Annotated in this window: 11 protein-coding genes; 10 read left to right on the top strand and 1 reads right to left on the bottom strand. The window is 64.8% G+C overall.

The genetic code is table 11. The annotated features are described in order from the left end of the window. Positions 1-37: 37 nt before the first annotated feature. The gene (locus tag ACTXGA_RS02140; RefSeq protein ID WP_443391463.1) at positions 38-793 is read left to right on the top strand and encodes a c-type cytochrome; all 756 of its coding nucleotides are present in this window, start codon (positions 38-40) and stop codon (positions 791-793) included. Here the strand turns inward: ACTXGA_RS02140 and ACTXGA_RS02135 are convergent. After that, positions 787-2,733 (bottom strand): 4Fe-4S binding protein, encoded by a 1,947-nt coding sequence (locus ACTXGA_RS02135; RefSeq protein WP_443391462.1) that lies wholly within the window; start codon positions 2,731-2,733, stop codon positions 787-789. The genes ACTXGA_RS02140 and ACTXGA_RS02135 overlap by 7 nt on opposite strands. Before the next feature lie 368 nt (positions 2,734-3,101). Here ACTXGA_RS02135 and ACTXGA_RS02130 point away from each other — a divergent pair, with 368 nt between their 5' ends. The 9 genes from ACTXGA_RS02130 to ACTXGA_RS02090 all read left to right on the top strand — a co-directional run bounded on the left by ACTXGA_RS02130 (position 3,102) and on the right by ACTXGA_RS02090 (position 11,740). After that, positions 3,102-3,635 carry a DUF3305 domain-containing protein gene (locus ACTXGA_RS02130; RefSeq protein ID WP_443391580.1) on the top strand — a complete coding sequence of 178 codons (534 nt, stop codon included), beginning with the start codon at positions 3,102-3,104 and terminating at the stop codon, positions 3,633-3,635. Further along, positions 3,632-4,285, top strand: a complete 654-nt coding sequence (locus ACTXGA_RS02125) for a DUF3306 domain-containing protein (RefSeq protein WP_443391461.1) — start codon at positions 3,632-3,634, stop codon at positions 4,283-4,285. Before ACTXGA_RS02130 ends, ACTXGA_RS02125 begins: the two co-directional genes overlap by 4 nt. Continuing rightward, positions 4,282-4,911 (top strand): TorD/DmsD family molecular chaperone, encoded by a 630-nt coding sequence (locus tag ACTXGA_RS02120; protein WP_443391460.1) that lies wholly within the window; start codon positions 4,282-4,284, stop codon positions 4,909-4,911. Before ACTXGA_RS02125 ends, ACTXGA_RS02120 begins: the two co-directional genes overlap by 4 nt. A gap of 75 nt (positions 4,912-4,986) precedes the next feature. After that, the gene (locus ACTXGA_RS02115; protein WP_443391459.1) at positions 4,987-5,175 is read left to right on the top strand and encodes a twin-arginine translocation pathway signal protein; all 189 of its coding nucleotides are present in this window, start codon (positions 4,987-4,989) and stop codon (positions 5,173-5,175) included. A 139-nt stretch (positions 5,176-5,314) separates the two neighbouring features. Continuing rightward, complete coding sequence (locus tag ACTXGA_RS02110) at positions 5,315-8,323, top strand: formate dehydrogenase subunit alpha (protein ID WP_443391458.1); 3,009 nt, start codon at positions 5,315-5,317, stop codon at positions 8,321-8,323. 12 nt (positions 8,324-8,335) lie between these two features. After that, complete coding sequence (fdh3B, locus tag ACTXGA_RS02105; protein WP_443391457.1) at positions 8,336-8,929, top strand: formate dehydrogenase FDH3 subunit beta; 594 nt, start codon at positions 8,336-8,338, stop codon at positions 8,927-8,929. Between the two features lie 158 nt (positions 8,930-9,087). Then, on the top strand, positions 9,088-10,335 hold the full coding sequence (locus ACTXGA_RS02100) for a formate dehydrogenase subunit gamma (RefSeq protein WP_443391456.1): 1,248 nt from the start codon (positions 9,088-9,090) through the stop codon (positions 10,333-10,335). Then, entirely contained in the window at positions 10,335-11,618 is a 1,284-nt protein-coding gene (locus tag ACTXGA_RS02095) for a c-type cytochrome (RefSeq protein WP_443391579.1), read from the top strand. The genes ACTXGA_RS02100 and ACTXGA_RS02095 overlap by 1 nt, the downstream gene beginning before the upstream one ends. After that, positions 11,615-11,740, top strand: coding sequence for a hypothetical protein (locus tag ACTXGA_RS02090; protein ID WP_443391455.1), 126 nt, complete (start codon positions 11,615-11,617; stop codon positions 11,738-11,740). Before ACTXGA_RS02095 ends, ACTXGA_RS02090 begins: the two co-directional genes overlap by 4 nt. Positions 11,741-11,760 lie beyond the last annotated feature (20 nt).

The raw sequence follows: 11,760 nt of genomic DNA, 5'->3' as shown, positions 1-11,760 counted from the left end.
ATTGACGCGGGACGGGGCAGGGGCCTAGCATGCCACCATGACCCGGCGCGTTTTCCATTCTTTCGTCGGGCCGGCCCTTGCCTGCCTGCCCATGACTGCCACCGCACAGGATGCCGGCCCCGTGCAGTTGTATGCGCCGCCCGAACTTGTGGACAGCGGTTTGATCAAACATATCCTGCCGCGCTTCACGCTCAAGACGCGGGTGCGTGTCAGATTGGCGGAGAGCGCCGAGGGCGCGGATATCGCGCTGGGCGCAGAGGGCAGGCCGTTGTTTTCCGGGCTGGACGCGGTCTGGCACCTGCGGATGGGGCGGACGGAACACGTGGGTGCGGCGCGTTTCGCGGACTGGCTGACCTCGGAGATCGGCAGCAACACCATCGCCAGCTTTGCACCGGACGGTGCCGCGCTGTTCGGCCCGCCGCCCGACACGCAGGACATCAAGGTCAGCGTCACCTACGAGGGCGACGCGAAGCTGGGCCATGAGGTCAGCCGCGCCAAGTGCATCCGTTGCCATGTGGTCGACGACGAAAGCCGCGGCGTCGGTATCGGCTCTACCCCCAGTTTCGCGGTGCTGCGCAGCCTTGGGGATTGGGAAGAGCGGTTCTACTCGTTCTACGCGCTGAACCCGCATCCGTCCTTTACCATCGTCGCCGATGTCACGCCGCCCTTTCCCGAAAACCGCCCGCCAGCCATCATCCCGGTCGAACTGACACTGGATGAGGTCGAGGCGGTCGTCGCCTATGTGGCGGCCATGCAGGCCGCCGATCTGGGCGCGCCGTTGCAGCATCAGTGATCACGCCGTTTGGACAGGTAGTCCTCTGTGGTGCGGACGCGCGGACGCTCACCACCGGCAAAGGGATTGTCCTGTGACAAGGCCTGCGCCGAGACCCGGCAATTGTCGCACATCTGCAGCATCCGCAGCTTTTCCGGGCTCTGGAACATTGCATGGCCAGACAGCTTTTCGGTGATCCGGTCGATGGCGGATTTCGACCCGAAGAGCGTGCCGCATTCGACGCAGGCAAAGGGCTCTTCCTCGTTCAGCACCTCTTGACGCAGAGCGCTGTCGGAGAGGTCCAGTTGCGGCTGCAGAGAGATCGCATCCTCGGGGCAGATGGTGGCGCAGATCCCGCATTGCAGGCAGGCGTCCTCCTGAAAGCGCAGTTGCGGCTTGTCCGGGTTATCCCCCAGCGCGCCCGACGGGCAGAGCGAGACGCAGGACAGGCAGAGCGTGCAGGCGTCCGTGTCCACCACAACCGCGCCATAGGGCGCACCATCGGGCAGCGGCAAGGTGGTCTCCCCATGCAGCGCGCGCGCCGCCTGCCGGGTGATCTGCCGCCGGGTGCCAAGCGGGCGCACCGGTTCGGCCACGGGGGCGGGGGCGGTTTCACCGTAAAGCGCATCGCTCATGGCGTCGGGGTCGGGGGTGTCCAGCAGCTGCACCCTGTCGCGCCCGCCGATCGCCTGCGCGAGGTCGATCTGCGCCGACAGGGCCACGCGGTCCGCGCCCGGTCCTGGCAGCAGGGTGACCGAGGCAAAACCCGCCGCCAGCGCGGCGACGATTTCCGCGTGGCCAAAGCCGCCGACCACCGGCAAGTCCAGCGGGATCACATCGGCGGGCAAGCCGCGCCCGTGACGGGCCGCCATGCGGATCATCTCACCTCCGTGTGCATCATGCACCATAAGGCGCGGGGAGATGCCGCCCGCGTCCAGATAAGCCTTGGCCAGGGTTTGAACCCGGCGAAATGTCTGGTCGACCGGCGGTGCGTCATAGCTGATCGCGCCCGAGGGGCAGACCGCCGAACAGGCGCCACAGCCCGCGCAGATCATCGGGTCGACCGTGACATGGTCGCCGTTCGGTGTGATCGCGCCGGTGGGGCAGAGGTCCAGACAGCGGGAACAGCCGGTCTGTTCGGCCCGCGAGTGGGCACAGAGCAGGGCCTCTGTCCGAACGTAGAGCGGCTTTTCAAAGGTGCCGACAAGGTGCGAAGCCGCCAGCAACGAGGCCGCTACGGAGGGCGCGTGACCCGGATCGGCCCGCAGGTAGCCCTCACGCTTTTCATGGGCCGGGAACAGCGGCGGCTCTCCCCGCAGATCCAGAAGCACGTCACAGTCCGAAACGCCGCCATCGCGCGGCTCTGTCAGGCCCATCCCGCCGCGCCCGCCGGGATCGACCTGCGCCAGCCGGTCGATCACCACCTCGAATTGCCCCAGAGCGCCGCGGGCCTGCCGCAAACGGCCGGTGATGACGTCAAAGGCGCGGGTGTCCGGCACCTCTGATCCCTCTGGCAGCAGAACCGTCACGGCAAGGTAATCCGACAGGTGTTCCGCGGCGGGCAGGGCCACTTCTGGGGCGCCAAGGATCAGGCACAGCCCCTCGGATATCACATCCAGCGTCTTTTCCGGGGCGGCGGGCAGCAGCGCCTCTGCCACGAGGGCGGACATTTTGGGTAGTGTCGGGGCCTGATCTGCGGTCCATCCGGCCCGGTCACGCAGGTCCAGCACCGGAGGGGCGGGCACGCCCAATTCCTCTGCCAGTGCGTCGAACACGCGGGCCTCCTGCGTGCAGCAAAAAACTGCATCACCCTCCTGCAACGCGGCAGCGGCACGGTCGATCTGGCGGGTGCACAGCGCCGTGCAGGGGCGTTTGACGTCAAGACCGGTGGTCCGTGACAACCCCTCTGTGTCGAGGGTCTGCGTCCCCAAGCAATCGCATGTTATCAGATGCTTGACCATGATATGCCCCTCCTCCGAAACGCCGCTTGACTGGCGTTTTTTGATCTGTCCCCGGCGATAGCTAGTCATGATTCGATGCCCGCCACAACCAGATTGCCGGAACCGCCGCGCCGCCGGTTTCGCGGTATCCGGCCCCGTTGCGCCCGGGTGATTCGCCCGTTTTCAAACCGCCCGAAATCTGAGCAAAAAAGTCGGGTTGGACATTTCGTCCGATTGGCCGGTGCTTCCCTGATCCACATGCCCAAATTGACCGGAAGTGACCCGGAATACCGCAGCATGCCGGATTTCTCTTTCCCGGTGGGGCGCTTGCGTTGCTTACTGAAGGTGGGAGGAGCGATGTGATTCACAATCCGAAACTTTATCGGACCTTGCCGCTTGGCATCGTGCTGCGCCGCGCGCCGGGTGTGACGCGCTGGGCGAAATGGGTGTGGACGGCCTCTGCCGTCTTGCCGGGCGCCGGGCCTGCGGACTGGCGAGAGCTGCGGCGCGAGGGCGACGCGGCCGAGTTTCACGCCGCCACGCTGGACCTTGAACTGCATGGTGCGGACACCGGCGCTTACCTGCATGAACTCCAGGCCCGCAGTCCCAGCGTCTACATCGTTCTCCGGGACGAGGGCGGAAGCGACTGCCCGCTGAACGTGCTGACCGTGACCGCCTCTCCCTATGAGGCGCAGGACTATGCGGACAGCGGCGAAGAGATCATCGAAAAGGTGCCGATGCCGCCCGCGCTGCTGGGTTTTGTCGCGGAGTTCGTCGAGGAATTCCACGAGGAAGAAGTGTTCATCAAGCGCAAGCGTGACAAGAAGCGGGTCGATCTGGAACAGGATGGCATCGGCGATCCGCGCATCGACAAGCTGGATGTCTATGCCTCGCCGAAGCTGCAGAGGAGGCGTTTGCATTGAACGGCGAGACACCCTCTGATTTCTGGTCGCGTCGCCGCGCGAAGGTGGCGGCAGAAACCGAAACCGAGCTGCGTGAGGCAGAGGCCGAAGCGCATGCCGTCGAAGAGGAACGCCTGCAGGCACGCCCCGATGAGGAAATTCTGGCAGAGTTGGACCTGCCGGTGCCCGAGGAAATGGACAGCCCGGATCAGGTGCAGAGCCTCCTTCAGGCGGCGGTTCCGCAACGCCTCAAGACCCGCGCCCTGCGCCGCCTATGGCGCCTGAACCCGGTGTTGGCCAATGTCGACGGGCTGGTGGACTATGGTGAGGATTTCACCGACGCCGCCACGGTCGTTGAGAATTTGCAGACGCTCTATCAGGTCGGCAAGGGCATGTTCGACAAGGTCGCCTACGAGGCCGAAACCGCCGAAGGCTTGGCCAAGGCGGAGACGGACAAGGCCGCCGCCGAAGATCAGGACGGCGATCAGGCCGCGGATCACAGCGCAGACGCGGACATGGAAACGACAGATGCCGAGGTCATGGTCGAGGATGACGACAGGCCCGATCCCACGCCCGCGCCTGCACCGCAAAACGCACCAGAGCCGGAAATCGCCGAGGCGCCCGCCGCATCCCCGCGCCGGATGCGCTTTCGCTTCGAGACCGCCACATGAGCACAGACAAGGACCCGATGACCAACACCGCTGAAACCCGCCAGATCGCCGAAGAGGACCGCCTGCGCGCTGACCTCTACAATTTCCTCGGCCTTTTGCTGGCCGGTCCGCCGGACGAGATGCTGCTGGCGCAGACCGCCAGTCTGTCGGGCGACGAAACCGAGATGGGGCAGGCCATCGGCACATTGGCCAAGCTGGGCAAGGTGTCCAAACCCAAGGCCGTGACCAGCGAGTACAACAAGCTTTTCATCGGTCTGGGGCGCGGGGAACTGCTGCCCTACGCGTCGTATTACCTGACCGGTTTCCTGAATGAGAAACCGCTGGCGGCGCTGCGGCAGGACATGGCCCGTCGCGGGCTGGCGCGGGCCGAGAACGTGTTCGAGCCCGAAGACAACATCGCCAGCCTGATGGAGATGATGGGGGCGATGATCGTCGGACGGTTCGGCGCGCCTGCCAGCCTCGACACCCAGAAAGAGTTCTTCAACAAGCACATCGGCCCTTGGGCCGGGCATTTCTTTTCCGACCTCGAAAGCGCCAAGAACTCGGTCTTTTACGCCCCCGTGGCCACTGTCGGGCGGCTGTTCATGGAGATCGAGGCCGAAGCTTTCAGGATGAGTGGTGAGTGAGAGTGTGAACCGGGGCGCGATCCGCCCCTGTCGAGCGGCAGGCGACTGTCGGAACCCGTGAAAGGAGAGACTTTCATGACCCAGGAGACCAAGGCCTCGCGCCGGAATTTCCTCAAGTTGGCAAGCGTTTCGGCCCCCGCGGCTGCTGTCGCCATCGCCAGTGGCACCGCCGCCGAAGCCGGCCCGGCGGAGCCTGATCTGACATCGGAAAAGATGCAGGACACGGCGCATACCCGCGCCTTCTACGAGACAGCCCGGTTCTGAGAACCGCGCCCCGCATCGCCCGGAGCCAACCGGACGTGCGCTCAACGGCCACAGGCGACTGGTTGCGTGACGCCCGACTGCCCAAGGCCACCGTCAAAGTCCCGCGCCCCTAACAAAGGCGCGTCAGGGAGATAGAAACATGCTTAGGAAAAAGACCAACGGGGTTGCGCGACGCCCCCAGCGGACAAGTATCCTGTCCGAGGCAGCTAACGCCTCGGTCGATCGCCGCGCGTTCCTGCGCGGCTCGGGTCTTGCCATCGGCGGCATTGCCGCCATCGCCGCCACCGGCGGCACCGTACAACAGGCCAGCGCCGCATCGGCGGCCGGACTGGGCAAGGTGGAAATCAAGAAATCCATCTGCACCCACTGTTCCGTGGGCTGCACCGTCATGGCCGAGGTCAGCGACGGCGTCTGGGTCGGGCAGGAACCCGGCTGGGACAGCCCCTTCAACCTTGGAGCGCATTGCGCCAAGGGGGCCTCTGTCCGGGAACACGCCCACGGCGAGCGCCGCCTGAAGTACCCGATGAAAAAAGAAGGCGGTGAGTGGAAGCGCATCAGCTGGGAGCAGGCGATCAACGAGATCGGCGACGGCATGATGAAGATCCGCGACGAGAGCGGACCTGACTCTGTCTACTGGCTGGGCTCGGCAAAGCATTCGAACGAACAGGCCTACCTGTTCCGCAAGTTCGCCGCCTACTGGGGCACGAACAACGTGGATCACCAGGCTCGGATCTGCCATTCGACCACCGTTGCGGGTGTTGCGAACACATGGGGCTACGGCGCCATGACCAACAGCTACAACGACATCCATAACTCCAAGGCCATCTTCATCATCGGCGGCAACCCGGCAGAAGCGCACCCCGTGTCGCTGCTGCATGTTCTGCGCGCCAAGGAGATGAACAACGCGCCGCTGATCGTCTGCGACCCGCGCTTCACGCGCACCGCGGCCCACGCGGATGAATACGTCCGTTTCCGTCCCGGCACCGACGTGGCGCTGGTCTGGGGGATCCTGTGGCACATCTTCGAGAACGGCTGGGAGGACAAAGAGTTCATCCGCACCCGTGTCTGGGGCATGGACCAGATCCGTGAGGAAGTGGCCAAGTGGACGCCCGAAGAGGTCGAGCGTGTCACCGGCACCCCGGGCTCGCAGCTGCGCCGCGTGGCGCGCACCATGGCCAACAACCGTCCCGGTACGGTGATCTGGTGCATGGGTGGCACGCAGCACACCAACGGCAACAACAACACCCGCGCCTACTGCATCCTGCAGCTGGCACTGGGCAACATGGGCACCTCCGGCGGCGGCACCAACATCTTCCGCGGCCATGACAACGTGCAGGGCGCCACGGACCTTGGGGTTCTGTCGCACACGCTGCCCGGCTACTATGGTCTGGCCAAAGGCGCATGGGCGCATTGGGCCCGCGTCTGGGAGGAAGACCCGGCATGGCTCGAAGGGCAGTTCGCCAAGGTCACCGGCGCCGACGGCAAGGAGAAGTCGCTTCAGACCCTCACCGGGATCCCGGTGTCGCGCTGGATCGACGGCATCCTCGAAGACCCCGAAAACATGGACAACCCGGACAAGGTCCGCGCCATGGTGCTCTGGGGACATGCGCCCAACTCGCAGACGCGCATGACAGAGATGAAGAAGGCGATGGAGATGCTGGACATGCTGGTCGTGATCGACCCGTATCCCACCGTCTCGGCCGTGCTGCATGATCGTGAGGACGGCGTCTATCTGCTGCCCGCAGCGACGCAGTTCGAAACCTACGGCTCTGTCACCGCGTCGAACCGGTCGTTCCAGTGGCGTCAGCAGATCGTCGATCCGCTGTTCGAATCCAAGCCAGATCAAGAGATCATCGGCCTGTTCGCGCAGAAGTTCGGCTTTCATGACCGCCTGTTCCGCAACATCGCGCTGGAAGAGGATGGCATCACGCCGAACGTCGAGGACACGCTGCGCGAGATCAACCGCGGCATGTGGACCATCGGCTATACCGGCCAGTCGCCGGAACGGCTGAAGATGCACATGGAAAACCAGCACACATTCGACCGCACCACGCTGCAGGCGGTCGGTGGCCCGGCCGATGGCGACTACTACGGTCTGCCTTGGCCAACATGGGGCACGCCGGAGATGAAGCACCCGGGCACGCCCAACCTCTACGACATGTCCAAGCCTGTCGCAGAGGGCGGCCTGACCTTCCGCGCCCGCTTTGGCGTGGAGCGCGACGGCGACAACCTGCTGGCGGACGGCGTCTATTCCGTAGGCTCCGAAATTCAGGACGGTTACCCGGAATTCACCATGGCCATGCTGCATGACCTTGGCTGGGACACCGACCTGACCAAGGCGGAATGGGCCGTGATCCAGGCGGTGGCCGACGGCTCTTACGAAGGGGTCGAGGCGCTTGATCTGAGCGAAGCGGACTTCGAGGACGGTGAGACCCCCGACGCGGTCGAGGCGATCTGGTCAACCTCGGGCGAAGCCATCGGCAAGGTCAACTGGAAGACCGACCTGTCGGGCGGTATCCAACGGGTTGCCATCGCGCATGGCTGTGCGCCCTTCGGCAACGCCAAGGCCCGCGCGGTTGTCTGGACCTTCCCGGACCCGGTTCCGATACACCGCGAGCCGCTGTATACGCCGCGGCGCGATCTGGTGGCGGACTATCCGACCTACGAGGACCGCAAGTTCTATCGTCTGCCGACCATGTATGCGTCGATCCAGAAGAACGACTTCTCGAAGGAGTACCCGATCGTTCTCACCTCCGGCCGTCTGGTCGAATATGAGGGCGGCGGGGACGAGACCCGGTCGAACCCATGGCTTGCCGAGCTTCAGCAGGACATGTTCGTCGAGATCAACCCGCGCGACGCCAACAACCTTGGCATTCGTGACGGGGCAGATGTCTGGGTCGAAGGCCCCGAGGGCGGCAAGGTCAAGGTCATGGCCATGGTCACCCAGCGGGTGGGTGAGGGCGTCGCCTTCATGCCCTTCCACTTTGGCGGTCACTATCAGGGTGCGGACCTGCGGTCCAAATACCCGGACGGGGCTGACCCCTATGTGCTTGGGGAATCCGCCAACACGGCGATGACCTATGGCTATGACTCCGTGACCCAGATGCAGGAAACCAAGTGTACCCTGTGCAAGATCACGGCAGCGTAAGGAGAACCAGAAATGGCACGATCCAAATTCCTCTGTGACGCCGAGCGCTGTATCGAGTGCAACGCCTGCGTCACGGCTTGCAAGAACGAGCACGAGGTGCCGTGGGGGATCAACCGCCGCAGGGTGGTGACGATCCAGGACGGCACCCCGGGCGAACGGTCGATCTCGGTGGCTTGCATGCACTGTTCGGATGCGCCCTGCATGGCCGTCTGTCCGGTGGATTGCTTCTACCAGTCCGAAGAAGGCGTGGTTCTGCACTCCAAGGACCTCTGCATCGGCTGCGGCTACTGCTTCTACGCGTGCCCCTTCGGCGCGCCGCAGTTCCCGCAGGCGGGCAACTTCGGCTCTCGCGGCAAGATGGACAAATGCACCTTCTGCGCCGGTGGTCCCGAAGAGACGCACTCGACTGCCGAGTTCGCCAAGTACGGGCGCAACCGGATCGCAGAGGGCAAGCTGCCCATCTGTGCCGAGATGTGTTCGACCAAGGCGCTGCTCGCCGGTGACGGCGACGTTGTCTCGGCCATCTACCGTGAACGCGTCGTGGCCCGCGGCTTCGGCTCGGGCGCATGGGGCTGGGGCACCGCCTACGACCAAAAGGGCGGCTGAGCCCTCCGGGCGGGGCTGGACCCCGCCCTGAATCACACTCACTTGGCAGAGGCCCGGCTGACCGGGCCTCTGTCCTACGCAGTTACAAGACGCCTTGGGTTTTCGGCGCCGCCAGTTCGGCTGCCGCACCTCCGGCGTGACGATCGACGAGGACAGTCATGTCAAAACGCTCCAGCGGTTTCGGATGGTTCATGCTTCTGGCGGCGGGTCTTGCCGCGCTGGCCTTTTTCTTGCAGCCCCCGGCTGATCCCGGCCCCGATCCGGCGGTTCTGGCCGAGGCGCGCAAGGCCACCGGCGGCGCGCAGACGCTGGAGGATATCCTTGCCCGCCAACGCGGCGAAAAGGTTGATCTGAGTTTCCGGCGCCAGTTCGGGGAACCGGGCGCCGACCCGAATGCGCCACTGGCGCTGGCCCCCCTTGGAGGCGCATCCGATCCCGACCTGTGGCGCGCGCTGCGCTATGACGCGGCGGATGTGAATGTCTCGGCCGGGGGCAACGTGGCCAAGGTGCTGGTTCAGGATGGCGGCATGGCCTGGTACAACTTCCGCAAGGGGCCGCTGGCCTTCTATGGCGGCTGGCTGCTGTTGGGCACCATCGGTGCGCTTTTCCTGTTCTTCCTGCTTCGGGGCCGGGTTCGCATCGATGAGCCGCTGACCGGCCGCACCGTCACCCGTTTTCAGGCGTTTGAGCGGTTTTCGCACTGGATGCTGGCGGGGTCCTTTGTCCTGCTGGGCCTGTCGGGGCTGCTGACGCTTTTCGGGCGCTTCGCGATCCTGCCGCTGTTCGGTCCGGAGGTGAATTCCTACCTGCTGATCGCCTCCAAGTTCGTACACAACAATCTGGCCTGGCCCTTCATGCTGGGGCTGATACTCGTCTTTGTGATGTGGGTCTGGCACAACATCCCGAACCGCACCGACATCACATGGTTCGCGCAGGCCGGCGGTATCATCGGCAAGAACCACCCCCCCGCCAAGAAATTCAATGCCGGGCAAAAGATCATCTTCTGGTCTGTCATCCTGCTGGGCGGGTCGATCTCCCTGTCCGGATTGTCGCTGCTGTTCCCCTTTGAACTGCCGCTCTTTGCCAAGACATTCACCATCCTGAACGACATCGGTGCACCGCAGCTTCTGGGCTATGGCGCCCTGCCGACGGAGCTGAGCCCGCAAGAGGAAATGCAGCTTGCGCAGCTATGGCACGCCATCGTGGCCTTTGTCCTGATGGCGATCATCATCGCCCATATCTACATCGGCTCCATCGGGATGGAGGGGGCGTTCGATGCCATGGGCTCCGGCGAGGTGGACGAGGCATGGGCGCATCAGCACCACTCGATCTGGCTGGACGAAGTCAAGGCGCGGGAGGCGGCCAAGGGCAAATCCGCCCCGTCGGACGCAACCCCTGCAGAATGATGCGCACCGCTGCGCTGTTCTGCCTGACGCTGGCCGCCTTGCCCGCCGGGGCCGAGGAGTTCACGACGCTGAAGGGCCACGGCGGCCCGGTCATGGGCCTTGTGGTCATGGAAGAGGGGCAGGTCGCCAGCGCCAGTTTCGACAATTCCGTGGGTGTCTGGTCAGGCCGTGCGCCGCAATGGCTGGAAGGGCACGCCGCCGCCGTCACGGCCCTGACATGGGGGCCGGGGGGGCAGCTGATCTCTGGCGGCGACGACTTTGCCGTGCGGCAATGGCAGCCACAGGAACGTGTGCTGGGCAGGCATCTGGGCAAGGTCACGACACTTTCGGTGGCTCCTGACGGCAGCCATGTCGCCAGCGGCAGCTGGGACGGCAGCATCCGCCTCTGGCCCTTGGGTGAGGGGGGCGCGAACCGCGAACTGCCCTATCCCGGCGCGGGGGTGAACGCGGTTGTGCATTCCGCTGATGGAACCCGCCTCTACGCGGCGACCTCCAACGGAGAGCTGCTGAGGTACGATCTGACGACGGACAACGCCCCGCTGCCTGTTGTCCAGCACGGATTCGGTATCAACCGTCTTGCGCTGGGCGAGGGGTGGCTGGCCTATGGCGCGGTTGATGGCGGTACGCGGGTGATCGACCCGGAAACCGGCGCGCAGGTCGCCGATTTCACGCTGGACCGCCGCCCGATCCTTGCGCTTGCCTACCATGCGGATAGCGCGCAACTGGCCGTGGGCGACGGGCATGGCTACATCATGATGGTCGACACTGCCGAGTGGCGCATCACCCGCGATTTCCGCGCCATGCGGCACGGGCCGGTCTGGGCGCTGGCCTTTTCGCCGGATGGGCAGACCATCTATGCGGGCGGGCTTGATGACGTGGTCTATGCCTGGCCCGTCGCGCTGCTGGACGAATTGGATGCGCCCGAAGGCTCCGGCCAGCGCACGTTCCTGCGTGACCCCGAAACCATGACCAATGGTGAACGCCAGTTCATGCGCAAATGTTCGATCTGCCACGCGCTGAGCAATGGCCCCTCGCGCAAGGCGGGGCCTTCGCTATACGGTGTCTTTGGCCGCAAGGCGGGCACATTGCCCGGCTACAGCTATTCGCAAACCCTGCGCACCGCTGATTTCACATGGTCCGATGATACCATTGACGCACTGTTCGACGAAGGGCCGGACCATTACATTCCCGGTTCCAAGATGCCGATGCAGGTCATCGCCCAGCCGTCTGACCGGGCCGACCTGATCGCTTTTCTCAAATCCGCAACGGGAGAGACCCAATGAAAGCCATGCTTGCCGGTTTCGCCGCCGCCGCCCTCCTTGCCTATGGAGCCTGGTACGGGCTGCATCAGCTCGGTTTTTCTTCGGCTGACGTTCAATCAGGCGCCAATGTCCGCCTCGACTGATCGCGCGGAGAGGCTAGACT

It is taken from the genome of Antarctobacter jejuensis, from assembly GCF_052266595.1.
Lineage (GTDB): Bacteria > Pseudomonadota > Alphaproteobacteria > Rhodobacterales > Rhodobacteraceae > Antarctobacter > Antarctobacter jejuensis.
The sequence above is the reverse complement of the archived record's forward strand: the minus strand, read 5'-3'. Positions and strand labels throughout refer to the sequence as shown.

Bases quoted from the DNA above. Each gene is read 5' to 3' on its own strand.
- ACTXGA_RS02100 (WP_443391456.1), top strand. From the start codon at position 9,088: ATGTCAAAACGCTCCAGCGGTTTCGGATGGTTCATGCTTCTGGCGGCG.
- ACTXGA_RS02110 (WP_443391458.1), top strand. From the start codon at position 5,315: ATGCTTAGGAAAAAGACCAACGGGGTTGCGCGACGCCCCCAGCGGACA.
- ACTXGA_RS02115 (WP_443391459.1), top strand. From the start codon at position 4,987: ATGACCCAGGAGACCAAGGCCTCGCGCCGGAATTTCCTCAAGTTGGCA.
- ACTXGA_RS02090 (WP_443391455.1), top strand. From the start codon at position 11,615: ATGAAAGCCATGCTTGCCGGTTTCGCCGCCGCCGCCCTCCTTGCCTAT.
- ACTXGA_RS02120 (WP_443391460.1), top strand. From the start codon at position 4,282: ATGAGCACAGACAAGGACCCGATGACCAACACCGCTGAAACCCGCCAG.
- fdh3B (WP_443391457.1), top strand. From the start codon at position 8,336: ATGGCACGATCCAAATTCCTCTGTGACGCCGAGCGCTGTATCGAGTGC.
- ACTXGA_RS02095 (WP_443391579.1), top strand. From the start codon at position 10,335: ATGCGCACCGCTGCGCTGTTCTGCCTGACGCTGGCCGCCTTGCCCGCC.
- ACTXGA_RS02140 (WP_443391463.1), top strand. From the start codon at position 38: ATGACCCGGCGCGTTTTCCATTCTTTCGTCGGGCCGGCCCTTGCCTGC.
- ACTXGA_RS02135 (WP_443391462.1), bottom strand. From the start codon at position 2,733: ATGGTCAAGCATCTGATAACATGCGATTGCTTGGGGACGCAGACCCTC.